Origin of the sequence: Sulfuriferula plumbiphila (genome assembly GCF_009938015.1) — a bacterium.
Classification (GTDB): Bacteria; Pseudomonadota; Gammaproteobacteria; order Burkholderiales; family Sulfuriferulaceae; genus Sulfuriferula; species Sulfuriferula plumbiphila.
The window spans coordinates 484,773-501,804 of record NZ_AP021884.1 but is presented as its reverse complement, the minus strand read 5'-3'; the positions used below and the strand labels follow the sequence as shown (position 1 = coordinate 501,804).

General features: G+C 60.6%; 15 protein-coding genes. 3 read left to right on the top strand and 12 right to left on the bottom strand.

Annotated features, from left to right (window positions below; all coding sequences use genetic code 11):
• Positions 1–31: 31 nt before the first annotated feature.
• The 3 genes from GZH91_RS02625 (at position 32) to GZH91_RS02615 (ending at position 2,890) form a co-directional block, all read left to right on the top strand.
• Complete coding sequence (locus GZH91_RS02625; protein WP_147074346.1) at positions 32–1,240, top strand: tyrosine-type recombinase/integrase; 1,209 nt, start codon at positions 32–34, stop codon at positions 1,238–1,240.
• Positions 1,241–1,346: 106 nt separating this feature from the next.
• Positions 1,347–1,661, top strand: coding sequence for a hypothetical protein (locus GZH91_RS02620; protein ID WP_147074344.1), 315 nt, complete (start codon positions 1,347–1,349; stop codon positions 1,659–1,661).
• Between the two features lie 51 nt (positions 1,662–1,712).
• A protein-coding gene (locus tag GZH91_RS02615; RefSeq protein WP_223264601.1) for an IS3 family transposase occupies positions 1,713–2,890 on the top strand; the annotation gives its coding sequence in 2 pieces (ribosomal slippage) (positions 1,713–1,980 and positions 1,980–2,890; 1,179 coding nt in all).
• A 27-nt stretch (positions 2,891–2,917) separates the two neighbouring features.
• On the opposite strand, the gene GZH91_RS02610 is transcribed toward GZH91_RS02615, so the two are convergent.
• Genes GZH91_RS02610 through traC form a run of 12 tightly spaced genes read right to left on the bottom strand, consistent with a single transcriptional unit; the run spans position 2,918 to position 17,009 of the window.
• Positions 2,918–5,695, bottom strand: coding sequence for a conjugal transfer protein TraG N-terminal domain-containing protein (locus GZH91_RS02610; protein ID WP_147074342.1), 2,778 nt, complete (start codon positions 5,693–5,695; stop codon positions 2,918–2,920).
• Positions 5,696–5,744: 49 nt separating this feature from the next.
• The gene (locus tag GZH91_RS02605) at positions 5,745–7,163 is read right to left on the bottom strand and encodes a conjugal transfer protein TraH (protein WP_147074340.1); all 1,419 of its coding nucleotides are present in this window, start codon (positions 7,161–7,163) and stop codon (positions 5,745–5,747) included.
• 10 nt (positions 7,164–7,173) lie between these two features.
• Positions 7,174–8,049: a conjugal transfer protein TraF gene (gene traF / locus GZH91_RS02600; protein ID WP_147074338.1), complete on the bottom strand. Its 876-nt coding sequence runs from the start codon at positions 8,047–8,049 to the stop codon at positions 7,174–7,176.
• A gap of 10 nt (positions 8,050–8,059) precedes the next feature.
• Positions 8,060–8,434, bottom strand: a complete 375-nt coding sequence (locus GZH91_RS02595; RefSeq protein ID WP_198415378.1) for a hypothetical protein — start codon at positions 8,432–8,434, stop codon at positions 8,060–8,062.
• Positions 8,431–10,749: a type-F conjugative transfer system mating-pair stabilization protein TraN gene (gene traN, locus GZH91_RS02590; protein WP_147074336.1), complete on the bottom strand. Its 2,319-nt coding sequence runs from the start codon at positions 10,747–10,749 to the stop codon at positions 8,431–8,433. The genes GZH91_RS02595 and traN overlap by 4 nt, the downstream gene beginning before the upstream one ends.
• A 2-nt stretch (positions 10,750–10,751) precedes the next feature.
• Positions 10,752–11,516, bottom strand: coding sequence for a type-F conjugative transfer system pilin assembly protein TrbC (trbC, locus tag GZH91_RS02585; RefSeq protein ID WP_198415377.1), 765 nt, complete (start codon positions 11,514–11,516; stop codon positions 10,752–10,754).
• Positions 11,503–12,516 (bottom strand): conjugal transfer pilus assembly protein TraU, encoded by a 1,014-nt coding sequence (gene traU / locus GZH91_RS02580; protein ID WP_147074334.1) that lies wholly within the window; start codon positions 12,514–12,516, stop codon positions 11,503–11,505. Before traU ends, trbC begins: the two co-directional genes overlap by 14 nt.
• A complete protein-coding gene (gene traW / locus GZH91_RS02575) occupies positions 12,513–13,142 on the bottom strand; it encodes a type-F conjugative transfer system protein TraW (RefSeq protein ID WP_147074332.1) in 630 nt (209 codons plus the stop codon). The genes traU and traW overlap by 4 nt, the downstream gene beginning before the upstream one ends.
• A 3-nt stretch (positions 13,143–13,145) precedes the next feature.
• Positions 13,146–13,484 carry a hypothetical protein gene (locus GZH91_RS02570; protein WP_147074330.1) on the bottom strand — a complete coding sequence of 113 codons (339 nt, stop codon included), beginning with the start codon at positions 13,482–13,484 and terminating at the stop codon, positions 13,146–13,148.
• A gap of 11 nt (positions 13,485–13,495) precedes the next feature.
• Positions 13,496–14,089, bottom strand: a complete 594-nt coding sequence (gene traF / locus GZH91_RS02565; RefSeq protein ID WP_147074328.1) for a conjugative transfer signal peptidase TraF — start codon at positions 14,087–14,089, stop codon at positions 13,496–13,498.
• Positions 14,086–14,442 carry a hypothetical protein gene (locus tag GZH91_RS02560; RefSeq protein WP_147074326.1) on the bottom strand — a complete coding sequence of 119 codons (357 nt, stop codon included), beginning with the start codon at positions 14,440–14,442 and terminating at the stop codon, positions 14,086–14,088. The genes traF (GZH91_RS02565) and GZH91_RS02560 overlap by 4 nt, the downstream gene beginning before the upstream one ends.
• Positions 14,439–17,009 carry a type IV secretion system protein TraC gene (traC, locus tag GZH91_RS02555; protein ID WP_147074324.1) on the bottom strand — a complete coding sequence of 857 codons (2,571 nt, stop codon included), beginning with the start codon at positions 17,007–17,009 and terminating at the stop codon, positions 14,439–14,441. The genes GZH91_RS02560 and traC overlap by 4 nt, the downstream gene beginning before the upstream one ends.
• Positions 17,010–17,032: the final 23 nt, after the last annotated feature.

Genomic DNA, 17,032 nt, shown 5'->3' with positions numbered 1-17,032 from the left:
AAGGGAACAATATTGAACATGAGAGGTTGTCATGCCCTTAACCGACGTCAAAATCAGGCAAGCCAAGGCAGCCGACAAGCCGCTGAAGCTCGCTGATAGCCACGGCCTCTACCTGGAGGTCAAACCAAATGGCTCAAAGTTCTGGCGCTACCGCTACAAGATCGCCGGCAAAGAGAACCTCTTTGCCATAGGCGAGTATCCCACCGTGGGCCTGTCGGACGCACGCAAGGCCCGCGACGACGCGCGCGATCTAGTGAAGGATGGCCAGCACCCTTCCCACATCCGCCAGACTGAGCGTGCGCGAAACATCGTCGGAAACACCAACACCTTCAAGGCCATCACCCAGGAGTGGGTCGAGAAACAGCGTGCAAAATGGTCGCCTTACTACCTGGGGCAGGTTGAGCGTTTCATGGAAAACGATGTCTATCCGCACATCGGGCGCCTGCCAATCCGGTCCGTGACGGCTGCAAATATTCTCACCATTCTTAACTGTGTCTCCGACCGCGGTGCCGAGACGGTCGCCCTCAACTTGCGTCAGTGGTGTTCAGCCGTGTTCCGGTACGCTGTGGTTACGCTCCGGGCCGACAGCGATCCGGCGGCTGCGCTACGTGGCGCGGTCATTCGCCCGCCGATCAATCACAGCAAGCCAATGTCCCGCGAGGAGATCGGCGAGTTCGTCCTCAAGGTGCGTGGGTATGGCGGCAATCGCACGACTACAATCGCCGTGCGGATCCTGCTGTTGACGTTCGTTCGGACGGTCGAGATGCGGAAGGCAGAATGGACGGAGATCAACCTGGACGAGTCCGAGTGGCGAATCCCATCTGAGAAGATGAAAATGAGACGTCCTCACATCGTGCCGCTCTCGCGGCAGGTGGTCGCCTTACTACGTGAACTGCAACGTATTACCGGTGCCGGGCGTTGGCTGTTTCCCAACAACCGCCGTCCAGATGACGTGATGAGCGCAACAACGGTCAACCGCGCACTCGAGTATATGGGGTATGCCTCCGGGGCGGTGACTGGGCACGACTTCCGCGCCACGGCTTCTACCCAGCTTCACGAGATGGGATTCCGGCCCGACGTAATCGAACGGCAGCTCGCGCACGCCGAACAAAATAAGGTGAAGGCAGCCTACAACCACGCTGAGTATTTGCCCGAGCGCCGCGAATTGATGCAAAGGTGGGCGGATTGGGTCGGCCAGATCGAGGCCGAGCTGGTTAAAGAGGCGGCATCCGCTGAGTGATGGCATCAGCAATCATCGGCGGTAGACGAGTAACAGTAGTAGAGTGAATACCTTGGAGCCGCAATGCTGGCAGGATTCTGTGGCCCTCTTCGTTTAGGAGTTTCGAATGAAAAAAACACCTATCTTTGTTGGAATGACACTCGGCGCAATCGCAGGATTGTTCGTCGCGATTCCTGATGGGCTGGGATTAAAGATCGTAATGATGTCCATCGGGGCGGTCGCGGGAACAGCTGTCGGAGGCGCGATTTCGCGAATAGGCGAAAGGGGCCGCAAGATACCTCTTCAGAAAGATTCGATTCCTGGAGTTGGGTTCTCTTCAGAGGACCGAATGAAAACGTACTGGCGTGACAAAGGAAAAATTTATCCGATGCCCGGTCATCCGGATCCGGAGGGCGCGACGCGCGATCCTGTAGTGGTCTAATTTACACAGACACTCCGATAGGTGGATCATTCACCTATGGAGGAAACCTGGATGGGCAAGCAACGTCGGCAATTTGATGCTGGTTTTAAATTGGAAGTAGTACGCATGGTCAAGGATCAAGGGCTGAGCGTCAGTCAGGTTAGTCAAACCATGAGTTTGGGCGAGAGCGCCATCCGTCGCTGGATTCGTCAATACGAGAGTGAGCTGGCAGGCCAGCCTGGCATAGGTAAACCGCTGACACCTGAACAGCAGCGTATCCGTCAGCTTGAAGCCGAACTGCGCCAGCTGCGCATGGATAACGATATCTTAAAAAAGGCATCGGCCTTCTTTGCCCGCGAACTCAAATGAGCTATCAGATGATCCAGCAACTGCAACAGAAGGCCATTCCGGTACAACAGGCGTGTCGTGTCCTGTCGGTGAGCCGTGCGGGTTATTACCAGTCGTTACGACGTCCAGTGAATGCTACGCGGTTGCTTGCTACGACACACCTTAAAGCGGCTTTTGTCGCCAGCGGTCAGTGCTATGGCAGCCGCCGCCTGGTGCATGCGTTGCAGGCGCAGGGCATGACCATGGGTCGGCACCAGGTAAGCAGCCTGATGCGTGAAGCGAACATCCGTCCGGTCTGGAAACCCAAGTTCGTCGCCACTACCGATAGCAAACACGACATGCCGGTGGCTGGAAATTGGCTGAATCGTCAATTTGAAGTGGCCGCGCCGAATCAGGCGTGGGTGTCTGACATGACCTATATCCGCACCCGCTCAGGATGGCTGTATTTGGCGGTCGTGCTGGATTTATATGCGCGCAAAGTGGTGGGCTGGGCAACCGCCCCCACCATGCCCACCGCGCTGGTGGTCGCTGCATTGACCATGGCGCTGCAACAGCGGCGCCCAGATGCGGGCCTGTTGCTGCATTCAGATCGGGGGAGTCAGTATGCCAGCCGGGAATATCAGGCTTTGCTGGCCCAAAACGGTATTCAATGCAGCATGAGCCGCAAGGGCAACTGCTGGGATAATGCGGTGATGGAGCGTTTCTTCCTGAATTTGAAGATGGAGCGTGTGTGGCAACGCGACTATGCCAATTTCGATGAGGCCAAACACGACATTACCGATTACATCGTTGGCTTCTACAATTGCACCCGGCTGCATTCAACGCTGGGCTATCTGTCGCCCGCCGCCTTCGAGCGCAAAATGGCAGTAAAACAACCTATCGCTGTGTCTGAAAATACTTGACCACTACATCCAGATCAATTGTTCTGATCACTTGTCTCGTTTAAGCAAATCTTTCACTGCGTCCTTAGCGTTATCGATAGTAGCACCTGCGTCCTCCGCCACCTGCTTACCTGTCTGCTTGAATAATGATTTCTTGGACGCGAGCGTTCCGTCCGGTGCCCTGACAATTTCTGCTTTCGCATCGAAGTCCTTACCTGCAGAACCTGTCTGTCTGCGAATTTCCGCGCCTTGCGCTTGAATATCACTGCGCATGGCGGAGGGTGTCGCAGAACCGGCAGCGCTTGGTGCAGATGTCTTGGCGCGAGAGACTTCCTTGCGATGTTGATGATCTATTGCAGCCGTATCTGGGTTCAATTGCGGATCAGTAGCGGCTTGGTCATGTCGTGCGCGAATATCATCGAATGAGGCAGGTAGCGCAGTCCCATCCGAGAAGACGTGATTGGGACGCAAACCCTGACGCGCGAGTTCTGCATCGAATAGCGCGAACGCCGCGGCACTGTTGCCGCCGTACTGCTCCGCATACCGCATGAACATATCAAGATTATGGGGGTCTTGGGCAATGTCGATGGAAATGGTTTCCCCATGTTCACGGGCCGTGGAGAGCCGTTCCGCAAACGCTGTACGTTCGGCGAACGTGGCATCTGCGCGTTCTGACCTTGAAGTCGCAGTCGCAAGACGCGACGACATCTCTTTCGCCTCTCTGGAATCGGAGGCGATGACGTTCATGACGCTCGAATCTCGCGATACTCGGTCGCCGAATTGCTTGAACTCGGCGATCTGGTCGTTGGTCAGCGTGCCCAATATCTTCTGCTGGTCTGCCGATAGGCCGGACTGATAGTTTTTACTTGAATTTGCTTGAACCTGTGCTCCTGCAAACGAGGTGTTGATCCCAAGATGCCCGGATGCGCCGAAAGCGATCTGAGCAACTTGGGATTGCGTGAGTCCGGTTCTGTCAGAAACGCCCTTGGTGATTTGATCCAGTCGATTCAGGTTTTCACCCATTTGCTCGAAGCTGCTGGACGTCGTTCCGCCGCTGCTGCGCGACGACCGATACTTGGCCAATCCACGCGTGAATGTATCCGACAGCATTGCCGAGCGTTCCGTGTTGGCGGAGATGGCCTCGCTGCGCGCGGTATCCGCCTGCTTGTTCGCCTCCGTCACATCCTGCTCGGACACTCTCATCGACACGACCCGGGACGCAAAACCCTGGTTGCGCAAGAGACTGACGCCGGTACGTCCGTTCAGAACATTCGAAGAAAAGGTATTGCCCGTCATGTCGTCCTGCCACGTATTCATGAATGACGAGGTACGGTTCGGCGCGAGTTGCATCTGATCCATGGATACATTGCCCATGCTGACGTTGCCGGCTGCTGCGCCGCCTGTCGCACCAGTCAACGAGCCCTGCAGACCGGACAATCCCCCCACCAGAGCCGTGCCAAAGTTTTCCATACGCTTCAACGCAGCCCACGCAATGATGGGAACGCTGATTACGAGATAACCGACCACCGCCTCGCCGGAGATCGCGCTGGAATAAATCGTCGATGCAGTCTGCAATGAAAGTGCCTTGAGGCCGCCGCCAAGATCGGCGGCGGCGGCCAGATCGTAGGATGCGTAGATTGACGCCATGTAGTTGAGAACCGCATAGAGCGGCGGCCACAATTGAATCCAGATCAGAATGGCGATGTACGACTTTACCGCGAGCATGGTATCGCGGCCGCTGGTGAGCAGGAGCAGCAGCACGAACAATGGGAACAGTGCATAGGTCACCGCTTCCACGACGTTGCGAAAAACCGGCAGCGCCTGTTCGGCGACCTTGCCGTAGTTGAGCCACGACGCATTCGTTTGCGCCACCGCCTGCGCACGCCCGACAGCCAGGATCATCGAAGCCGGGTCATTCACCTTTTGGCCGATGATCTTGCTCGTGTCGTTGATGGCGTTGATGACCGCGTTCTGACGAATCAGGTCGGCAGCCGTGGCCGCAGCGTCGGCGATGCTGTTCTTGAGGTAGGCTTGCTGTATCTGACTCGCGATGACCGCGGCCGCGGCGGCACTGGGTAGTGTCGGGTTCAACTGGAAAGCCAATCGTCCTTGTATTTGCGTAATCTGAGCGGGAATACGGCCATTCAGGTTGAGATAGACGTTCGGGCAAGTATCGATTGTGACCGCACCGCCCGAGGCGGTGAGCGTGCTGAATCGGGCCGGATTCGGTGAGGCCATCAAGCTCCAAACGTCGGCAGAACTGGAAAACGTGGCGGGGTCGATCGTGCCGTCGATCAGGTCGTACATCGTGCAGTTGTGAATGAAGTTGATCAGATCGGTTCTGAAGCCCGGATCCTGAAAGACGACGTTGCGCGTGTCGCGGATGAGGCGGTTGCCGAACATCAGGCCGTTTTTCTGATAGGTCAGCTCGCTGGGCAGCGCGCCTGGGCCGGGAATGACCTGAAAGGCGGTCTCGAAGAGATCGGTGAGCGTATGACCGATCATATTGGTCAGGCCGCCGAACATCGCCACGCCGAAGGGCACGTTGGCGACCACCTTGACCGGCGCGCCGCCGGTCTTGTCGACGATGCCGACCGTGACCTTGGGCACGATCAGGATCGAGAACACCAGAACCACCGAGCCCAACCACTTCCAGCCCTGAAGTTTTTCGGGGGCGAACGCGTATGCTATCAACGCGGCGACAAAGCCGCAGAATGCGACCACGGCCACAGCGCTCAGGTAATCGCTCGAACCGAAGATGGCCGCAATGGCGTTGAAGATGCCGAAGAGACTGTCCGAGTTCTGGTACGCGTAGATCTCCCACATGATCGCGCCTCTCGTCTTTCTTCGCTGCCTAATTCGCCATGTAGGCGGCCTACCGCCCCAGCATGTCTATCACTTGCTGCGGCATGCTGGAACGTAATTGGCGCTCCAGTTGCTCAAGATGGCTTGAGACCGCCTTGAACGATCCTACTTTTTGGTTCAACAGATTTTTCTCCTGGGCCAGTTGCAACAGCATGGCCTGTGCGCGCCGGCGGATGTCATTGGCCCGATCGCGCTGCACCTGCTGCAGGGTGTAGTCTTTATCGAGGGCGGCCATGCCCAGGCGAAGATTGCGATCGAGAAATACATAGGCGTAGTCGGCGGCGATCACATCGCGATACTGGGCGATCAGGCTGTCGGCCAGTCCCGAACCCGGTATCGTGGCGCCGATCGAGAGCATCTTGTAGACTGGCTCAGTGGTCTGATTGACGAAACCGACCTCCGCGGAGTTGTTCGGAATGGCGGTGCGAGTGGCAATTTTCGACGCGATCGAGCGCATCATGTTCTCGACCTTGGCGGTGAAAGGGGTATGGGTGTAACTCGTATTGAGCGTGACCGAATCGCAGTTTGTGTAGTCGTTGCACTTCAGCAGATGTTGCACGACATCGGTACCGGAAGCTGCGGCCTGACCATACAGCAACTGGCTGATCGAGGTAATCGTGGGTGCAATCGGTTCTGGATCGCGGCCCGTCTCGTCGGGGTAGTAGATGATCGTACCCACTATGCTCATGATGAGTTCGCGCTCCTGGTCATCGAGGTAGGATCCGGTGTACTGCAACGCCTTCCAGGTCAGATTGCCGACGAACGGAGCCTTGTTGCGGATGTTGGGGTCACCGGATGAGCGGGCAGAAGCGAGGACGCCCGGGCGATCCGAGCCGCAGCGGCGACGCGCCGCATCACGATCCGTCTCGAGTCCCATCTCGACCGCGAGATCTGCGCAGGATTCCTGCGAACTGTAACCGACGGCTTCGGCGGCGCTGCTGACGATGGCCTTTGCGGTTTCGCAGGAGTTGATGCGGGCATTGTTGATCCATGTCTCCAGACCCTTGGCCCATTTTGTCAGGCCGCCGAGTAGCGGCGAGACGGATTCCAGCGCAAGCTGAAACGCAATGCCGGGCAGCGCCGCCGTGATGTTCCTCAACATGTTCTTGAATTCGGTCGCCGAGATATGCGAGAACGAGCCGCCGAACACATCGATGCCGCCGCACCCGGCCTTGGCGCTCGGGAACTGGATTGCCGTGAGCTGGTAGACCTTGTTGGGCGAGCGCATGAACAGGCTGCCACCGGTGTAGGTGTTGAAGGTCTGGCCGCGAAACGCGCCGGGCGAGGTGTAGTTGCCGATCGCGCCGAGGTTGTTGAACATGGTGTTCACCTCGCTGTTCAGATCCCCCGCGCATACGGAAACAGAAGTGAGGACAAGCACCACGGCCATCACCGTGCTGACAGTGCGTTTCATCAATCCGGTGGTCATGGCAATGCTCCTATCGAAGGACAACATGCTTGCTCGCACTTGGAACCATCGCCTCGGCGGAGGGCGTGGAGACGATGGATATCCGCTCGATCAACTGGGACTCGGACAGCACGCCGAAACCGATCGGCGTGATCTTTCCGGTATAAGGTTGCGCCAGGAAGACGGCCGGCACCTGCGTCACGTTCAGGGTGCGCGCGATTCCGTTGTCGGGTCTGGCATTCGGGAAACCCGGCATCGGGCCACCATCGACACTGATCGCCACGACGTTGATGCCGTGACGGGCTTGGAAAGCCTCCAGCGTCGGAGCGAAGGCGTGGCAGTACGGGCAGTCGCCGCGGAAAAAAAAGAACAGCACGTGATCCTTGCCCAGTTCGGCAATGGATCGGGAGCGCGACGTCAGTTGCTCCTGCTCGAACACTTCGAGCGCCTTCGCGTTGACCGGACGCCCCTGGAGCGTCGGATCCAGTTCTGGCGTGGCCCATGCGACGCGTTGCGCCACGTCGGCGAAATAGGATGCCTGGGCGACAACCTTGGCTTCGAGTTCCATGTAGCGGCGCACATTCACCTCGGTCGGTTTGATGATGGCGATATTCCGGTATTCCTCGAGCGTCTTTTGCAAACGTTCGAACTGGACGAGTTCAGGGGCTTTCGGTGGCAGCGTTGTTGCCGGGGACGAAGGAGCGGTAATGGCCTTGGGCGGTGGGACGGCTTCGTCGTCCGGTGCGGGTTCTTCATAGAAATGCCAGCCTCGCCAGCTATCGGACCAGTAACCGGGCGCCGCCACCGTTACTGTCACCTTTCCGGCTTGATCCTGTGCAAAAGAGGCAAGCGGCAGCAGCAATGGTGCGAATAGGAGCAGGGTGAGCTTTGACAGGGAGCGCTTCATCTCTGATCCTTCACAACAGCGATTTCGGCGGCAGGCCGTCGCGGCAATAATTGATGCCCATTTCGATGGTTTGCTTTCTCGGCGCTGGAGCGCCCGGCAGTAGCACGCCCTCCTGCCAGAACACCACCTTGAGCCGGCTGCAGCCGGATTGCGCGTAGCGGCGTTCCGTCGAGACATCGATATAGATCGGCGACGTCGCCTTGAAGCGTCGAGTGATGGCATCAGCCATGTCGCCTGCCAGGACGCCGTGCGCAACGCCTGCGGGCGAGTCGATCGCGGCGATCATCAATGGACGTGCATCCGCTACGGGCGTGCGCTCAGCGGCTTGCGCCTGGGTGAAGGTGGACCATGCCGTAAACAGGAATACGATCGGGATAGTTTTCATTGGCAGCGTCCTTGTCCGTAGTAGCAGTTAGAGATGCGTCCGGCGTTGTTGCTCTGGATGGCGTTCACATTAGGCAGGTTGGGCACGATCGACGCGTAGAACTCGCTCAGATCCATCGCGGCGAAATCCAACGACTGCAGTTGTGCGATGGTGAAGCCGGAGCAGTCGGGGCTCTCGCCGCTGCCCCAGCCCTTGCCGACCTGTGTGCGGCCCTGTTCGTTGACGATGCGGGACAGGCGGCTGTTGAAGCAGCACTTGCCGGTGGTGTGCTCGATGCACGACACGCAATGGCCCAGGATGCGGATACAGGACGAGCAATAGGTGCCGATGCTGTGGCACAAGCCCGCGCCTTCCTTCATCGCGAGCTTCCCCTCTTCCTCGTTGCACGACGTCATCGACATGACGATGTAAATCACGACGGCGATGGCCAGCGTCCACGGGTCGACGGCCACGACGATATTGCCTTCGGATGCGAGCACGACCGAGCCGGCGGGCAGCGCAGTGCCGTTGACGGCGACCGTCACGCCGTAGGTGGTGAAGGAACCGCTGAAACCGCCGCTGGTAAGCAGGGCCGAAACCCCCTGGTACAGAAACTCGCGGTTCTCGGCATTCATCAGGACGTCATAGACCAGCCGCGAGCCGACACCGAACAGGCTCTGGTTGGTCATGCCGGCACCCGCTGAATCGGAATAGCAGCAGTTCTTCAGGAGCCGGTCGCGGCAGCTGTTCGCCTCGCCCTTGAATACCTGCATATTGTTGGTGTCCAGGTAGACGCCTGCCTCACGTGCGGCTTCCATCATCGACATGCTGCGGGCGAAGTCGGCGTCGTTGGTGTAACTGGTGTTGAAGCAACTCGAGCCGAGGCAGAAGACGTTCGCCGGGCAGTTGGATGCCGTGGTGGTGGTCTCAGGGCTGGTCGGGCAGCTGTACGTATCCTGGTAGACCTCGCACACGCCGGTGGCGGCGTTCATCTGTTTGCATACGCTGCCGGTCGGCGCGCATCCAGCGCTGGCCAGCGGAGCGCATTCATTTACCGGTGCGCCCGAGGTGCATGACAGGCCGCGCTCGTAGGACCAGCAGGCGCGCGTCACCGCACGGCCGCCGATATTCTTCGTCGATGGCCCGTCGACGCAGCGATCGGCCAGGGTGGCCGTGCAGCGCCCACCGGCACCGAGTACCGGGCATTTGTCATCCCACACGTCGGTCTCGGTGTGGTTCATCGTGGGCTGGGTGAAGGACAAGGGGATACTCCAGCCGGATGCGCCGATCAGGGTGACCGCACCGGACGCCAGCGCGCACTGGAAGGATCCGTTCTGGTCGGTGGCCCCTTGCGCGCCGCCCGCGCAGGATCCCCATATGTCCGGCGGGGAAAGCGTGAAGCACTGATCGGCCGGACCCGGGGCATCGCTTCCGCCCAACCCGGTCAACTGATCGCCCCGAACGTTGCCGGACGGACAGGCGTAGACCGGCGTGCCGAACTGGAAGTTGTAATTGCAGTTGCCGCTGACACACCCGGAACCTGGCATCACCACCACCTTGAAGGGGCTCCAGCAGTGGCCCTGCCAATGCGGCGAGAGGTCGATGACGAAGGATGCCTCGGTCGAGGGCGCGGTCGGCAGGTCCAGCGCCTGCCAGCCGATGCACGCGCCCATGCCCCCCGCCGCGTAAAACCGGAAGTGCTGTTTACCATCGGCTCGAATCCGGCACTGGGCCTGGGCATACATGTGATCCGCCCCGTTCCGGTCGGCGACGCCCTGGGCAAACCAGGTGCCCTCGGCGCAACTGGGCACGAGGTTCACTTCGACGCTGAGATCCCGCCGGCATGAGTAATTGCCGACGCCGGCATAGCGGTTGCAGATTTTCGTGGTGGTGCCCGAAGGCGTGGTGATGTCGGACGTACTGCAACCGGTGTAGTAGGCGGAAAGACTCCCAAGGACGGACGAGGGGTTGCGCGCAATGTCACGAGCACCGGCGACTGAGGGATCGTAGGGCGACACTGCCGGCCGTGGGGTGTTGGCGGAGGACACGGCGCCACGCTGTGCCTGGCACACCGGGTCGTTCGGCATCGTCGCACAACTGGCCAGCCGGGCATCGGCCTGGCTGGCCAGGTTGGTCTGCCCGTAGTAGGCCGATTCCGGCGGCGTGGTCGTATAGTCCGGCACGGTGGTGGACGCGCTCGGTGCATCGATGTTGCCGCGAATGAGGGGATTGGCGGCCTGGCCGGCCGCGATCCCTTCATCAAAGGGACCGGCGACGGCACCGGTCTGAGTCGTCACGAAGCAGATCAGCGTGAACCAGGTAATGAGCTTACGCATCGCTATCTCCGGATTCTGTTCAGGAAGCCCGCAGCATCCCCCGCGAACTTGGGCGCCATGCGCTGGATGTTTTCGAGCGCGTAATCGAGGCTGACGTCGCCGGCGGTCGTGACAAAGGCATCGGCGGCGAAGCACTGGCCGCTGGCACAATCTTTTGCCTGCGCGCCGTCGCGTACCAGCACGAAGCTCGGCGTTTTGTTGATGGCGAAGCGGTCGAAGGCTTGCGGGTCGATCTGGAAGGCGACGTCGCGGTTGCCGATCAGCCGTTGCACGTGCAACACCGTTTCCTGCAGCGACCCGTTGACGAAGCCGCGCAGCACGAGCGAAGCCTTGGCGCGCGCGGCCTGCTCGACCAAGCGCTTGAGCGTCGCTTCCGGCATCGAGAAGCTCACGAACACCAGCAGTCCGGGGCCGGAAACCAGGCCCTGGGCCTGCGCGATCCGGTCGGTGCTGGCTGCATAGCCTTTGGCGATGGCTTCGAGGTCGAGCGGCTTCGTCGCCTTCGGCTGCGGCAATGCATCGACGTTCGGCGTGGATGGCACCGGCACGCTGCGCAACTCGGCCTCGGCCGGCATGCGGTATTTCTTCTGCGCGTGTTCGATGTCCTGCTCGGTGACTATCGGCTGGGAGCGTTTTGCACGCTCGATGTCCGCGTCGGTCACGGTGGCAGACGATTGCGCGAGCGCCGCCCGCATCGACAGCAGAAATAGCACAGCGATGAGGCCAGTTGCCCGGCCAAAGGTGCGGGTGATCTCAGTAGCCGACACAGCAGTTCCTTTTCCTGAAGAGCATGAAAGCGAAGTCTTCGCCGCGGACCGGATATTCCTTGCCCGCACCCCACAGCACGGTCGTGCGGCCGAAGGGCTGGCAGCATTTGCCGTCGGTCTTGTCGGTGTTGGGAATGGGATAGGTCAACTGAGTCTTGTAGGCGGTCTTGTCCATTACCGGCAGGAAGTAAGGGCCGCACAGGCCGGCCTTGCCGTGCCAGCCCCAGGCGATCAGTTCGCGGTGCATCTTGGCTGTCAGTCGTTGCGCCATCAGCGCCGCGGTGCGCACGCCGCCCATGTGGTAGGGCACCTGACCATCGAGGGGATAGATGCCGCCCTGGCAGCCGGCGCACCAGAACATTTCGCGGATACCGAAGCCGACGGAAGCGGCGACGCAATCGGCGGCGCAGGCGGCAATGGCGACCGGATTGGCGAACAACACGGCATCCGGGTTCAGAATCAGCGTCAGTTCGTCGTCGTTCCACAACGGATCGACCTCGGTCAGGTAGGCCACATCGAAGGAACCGTGCTCGAGGCAAGGGAAATCGGTGACCACGTCCAGCCAGTACATGACCGGGTTCACGTAAAAGTGCGCCTGGTAGAAGCTGCCCCCGTCGCCATCGCTCTCGGGCCGGGTGAAGCGGGCCGCCTCCGGTGCCGGGATGCCGGGATCGAGATCGATCCCGCCAAGCGACACCAGGCAGAACGGCTTGCGCACCACCTCGACATGGCGCGCGGGCTCCCAGAAACCGATCGACAGGCCGATAGTGGGATTCACACCGCAGCTACACACTGGGCTCCCCGGGTTGTCGATGTCTTCCTGGCCGCCGAAATTCGCTACCCGCACGCTGCCGATGCTGATCGGCAGGATGCAGCTCCAGCAGATATCCGTGATCGGGTTCGGGAATTTGCCGGTGCAGGTGGCCGCGCCGGCAGCGTGTGCGGCACCGAACGGAATGACCAAAGTCAGGGCGAGAAAAAGACGGGTGAGTGTTTTCATTGCAGCACCAGTTCATCGATACGAAGACGCAGGCCTTCCTGCGAGACGATCGCGGGCACTTGCGTGATGCCGAGGCGATGCGTCAGTACGCCTTGCTGGTCGTAGTACACCGGCGCACGCCACGACTTCATCAGGTCGAGGTAGGAACCGCCGACCAGGATTGGCTTGACGCGGCCCCGGTAGAAGGCGATCAGCTCGCGCGCCCGCGTCACCTGGCGTTTGTCGCGCGCGTCGAAAAATAGCAGGTGCTTGGACAGCGCGACGATTTCGAGCGGGTTCTTGCGCGTGCCGGCGGGAAACAACAGCTTGCCCTTGTCGTCGAGGACGTTCCGGTCCAGCGTGAATGTCGGGTCGAAATAGAAGGTACGGGCCGTTTCCGCCAACTTGATGCCCGCGACCGGTTGCGGATGGGTGACGGCATCGATGCCGCGCGCGCGTGCCTGTTCTTCAAGTTTCTTCAGTTCGCCGCTGCGTTCCTTCTCCTGCAGGCGCTGCCGGATGAAATCGAGCAGGTGCGGCTCCTGGATCGGATAGACCGGCCCGATTGTGCCAAGGTCGCTCGCGCGTGCAAGGCCTGGGATGACCAGCGTGACGGCGATCAGGTACAGGACGATGCGACGTAACATGGCTCATTTCCCCCGCACGCACGAAACGGAGTCGGACAGGTGTTGCAGCGTCGCCGGGTCGCGCTGGAAGGCGGCGCGCATCATCGCCATCAACACGGGATCGCCCGCGCCGTCGGCGATGGCTTGGCGCAGTTCGACCGTCCTGAGCGGGCGGCCACAGCGACGCCGAAAAGCATCCAGGTAGGTGGAGGCTCCCTCGCGTGCCGCCGGCGAGATCTGCGCCAGCGCGTCCAGATAGGCATCCAGCGGCACATCGTCTTTCAGCGGTGTGGGCGTCTCGCGCTGGGCCGGCGCAGCCCCGGCTGAGAAGAACATCACCATCAGAAGAAAGGTTCTGCGCATGATCGTCTCCGCTAGAACAAAGGGTTGACCTTGCCGATCACCTGATTCGCGCGCACCAGACCGCTGGCGCGGTAGCGCGAGTCGAAGCTGTCCGGATGGGTCCCTTGCACGTAGTAGTAACCGGGCGGGATCACCGTTTCGGCGATCGGGTCGAGCGCATGGCGATCGAAGGTGTATGCCTTCGCGAAGCCCACCGGCTGGCCATTCACGAACACCTGACGGCCGACGACCGTGACGCGATCTCCCGGCACGCCGCGAATTTGTTTGAAAAAAGGTTGCGCGCGCAGGCCCGGATAAATGCGCTGGGCTTCCCCGTCGAACGCGTAGACGACGAAATCGCCACACCTGAGCGATTGCTGCCCCCCGTATTGCACGACCGCGACTTTGTACGGGACACTGGGTGTCCAGTTGAAGAGAATCGGCAGGTGCGGCGTCGGATCGATGAAGACGCGTGCGAACGCGAATCCCCATATGGCAAATACCGGCGTATAGAGAATCCAATGCGCACGCGCGTGACGCAGCGAATTGCCGAAGAGCCGGAGCGCCCGACGTGGTAGTCCACCAGCCTGAATGCGTGGATCCAATGTGGAGTAATCAGTATTCATGGCGCGTCCACCTTGCGCTTCAACAGCGCCGTGAGATCGACAGTGTTCGGTGGGACGCCGGCCACCGCCGTGCGGACGATGACCAGACAATGGCAGTCGCGGGGCAGTTCTTCCAGCGCAAGCGGCAGCCGCTGCGCGAACTGACGCGCCATCAGCAGCGCTTTCTGGCGGTCGTCCTCGGAAGTGGTCTTGGTGACGATCTGGGTGAACTCGGCCTCTTTCAGCCGGTACACCTCGCCGACATCGACGACACCGATCAGCTGCGCGGGGCGCACCACCATGCGGTCGTAGGCGAGCAGCGCGATCGCCACGACGAAGGCGGTCGTGAGAAAGTGGACAATGAATACCTTCATACCACATGCCCTCTTTGGCGCAGCAACTCGCTGATCGCGTCATCGATGCTGTAGCCTCGTGCGCGCAGTTCGTCGATCGGTGCGTTGTCTTCCAGCTTGTTGGAGAACAGCAGGTGCGTCGCCGGATCGAGTATGTTGCGGGCGACCCCTTCGCCCACCGGCGAGGAGATGTAGAGCTCGGAGAACACGCCGGGCTCGGTGCGCAGCGAATTGAGCAGGCGTTTCTTCGATTCATCCATCGTCAGCCGGCCTTTGCGGTCCAGCATCTCGATCGATTCTTTTTTTTGCCGCAGCAGGAAGACCCAGTCGGAGCAGTTGAACGCGGCTTCCATCTGCGCCGATCCGTAATAGTCGTCGGCGCTCTGCGTCGCGGTGCCCAATGCGCCGCCGTACTTGCGGGCGCGCCGTGCAGCTTCTTCGACCACGGCTGCCTTGACCGGGTCGTCGGCGCCGATATCGCCGAGCTGCTGTTTCAGTTCGTCGATGAATAGCACCTTTTTGCGATTGCGCGTCAGGTACATCTCACCAGTGATCTGGTACAGCAGCAGAATGTTGACGACCGCGTGCAGGTCGGGCTTGCGCTTGAGTTCCTCGTTCTCGATGACGATGAAGTCGTTGCTGAAATCGATGCTGCTGCGCCCCTCGAAGAAGCGCTCATATTGGCCGCCCCTGGCATAGGGGTTGAGCATGATCGCCAGATCGCGGATGCGTGAATCGTTGACCACGCCGAGTTCCTCGATCGTGCCTGTCTTGAAGGCGTCGCGCAGGCCGGTAACCGTGAGGTCGCGACCGTACTCCCGAAAGAGCTTCAAGATCATCGCCGAAATGGCCTTGTACTGTACCTCTTCGAGCGTGTGCTGCATCGATGCCATCTTGGCGATCGCGGGCACCAGCATGTCGACGTCCTCGTTGATGTCTTGCACGATCGAGAACGGGTTCAGGCAGATATCGACGTCCGGTCGGAACTCGATGTAGGTGCCACGGGCCTTGCGGCACAGCTTCTCGAACGAGCGCCCCAGGTCCAGCATCCAGACCTTGGCGCCGATCGCGCGATACGACCAGGCCATCTCGTTCATCAGCACCGACTTGCCGGAGCCAGGGGCGCCGATGATCGCGAAGTTGTAATTGCCTAAATCGTTGTCGTATAGGTCCAGCGTCATCAACTGGCCGCGCCGGCCGCCGAAGACCAGCGTCGGCGTGCGCGTGCCGCGCCATTCGGCGATCAAGGGCGCTAAGTGAATGGCGTTGGCCATGGTCTTGCGGGTGACGCGACGCATCTTCCTGAGATCACCATGGAACCGTTCGGACAGCGTCATCGGCAAGCTGGCGATCAGCGCTTGGCGGTGCATGTACACGTCGGCGTTGAGTTCGAATCCCCGCGCGCGCCAGATCGCCTTGGCGGTTTCCTCGACCGCGACCGCCTTGTCGGGGGGCGTGAAAATGGCGAACTGGTGGTACATGCTGACCAGCGCGCCGCCGACATCGATCGCATCGGCGGCGGCATTCCAATCCTTCAGCTTCTTGTTGACGTCCGGCATCACCGCGGCCATCTTGCTCTGGGCGTTTTGCGTCGCCCGGACGTGGTTGGCCGTCACCATGGTCTTGGTCGCGTTGGGGTCGAGCATGTGGACGCCCATCGTCAGCAGGAACGGGGCGTTGTATTGCAGCGCCGGCTGCATCAGGTCGCCGATCAGCGAACCCATCTGCCACAGCGCAAAGCGCTCCGGGAAGGATTTGATCGAGTAGAACCGCGCTTCGAGCGCGTTGGAGTCGCCTTCCTTCCACAGGCGCAGCCCGTTCGCATAGGCGTCCTGGATCGTGTCGAAATCGACGATCTGGTCACGGATCTCGCGGCCGTCGTCGTAGCGCAGATCGGGTGTGTCGGTACGCGAGATGCGGTCCGGGTTGGTGAACAGCGAGCACCAGTTGATCAGGTCGGCGGCGTCGCAGACACGGTTGGGCAGCGAGGCTGCACGCAAGGTGGTGGACATGGCCTCGCGCAGCGCGATCAGTTCGTCGCGCCGGTTCAAGTCGTCGGCACTGCCCGGTAGCGCCACGCTCATCATCAGCCGGAAGTCGCGGATGGTGTAATGGAATCCGGACGTCATCGACTTTTGCGCGCCGTGCAGCAGATGGCCGACACGTTGGCGCGCGAGCCGGCGAAACAGGTTTTCGTTGCGTGCGGGACGGCCCCAGTGCTTGGCCTTCTCGGCCTGGTCCTCGTCCTCCATGCGCAGATTGGCGTAGTGGCGCAACAGGCCGCGCACATGCGGCGACGCGAACAGGTGAAACTGCACCCCCGCGCCCTTGGGGCAGGTGGCGTATAGGGAGATCAGCACTTCGACCATGCGTTCGTCCGCGCCGGACTGAGGCATGACCTCGAGCATGAAGCCGAGGTTGTCGCGGTTGACGAAGATGTCGTCGCCGCCGATATAGGCCGAATAGGGCAGCCAACTGGCGAATTGCTCGGCGGGCGATTCGTCCCGCCCGCGCAACCCGAAAAAACCATTGCTCCCGTGACCGGCGCCGACGGCATCGAGCAATCCTGTGCGAATGGAATCGAACATGAGTATCTCCCTGGTTTACGCGG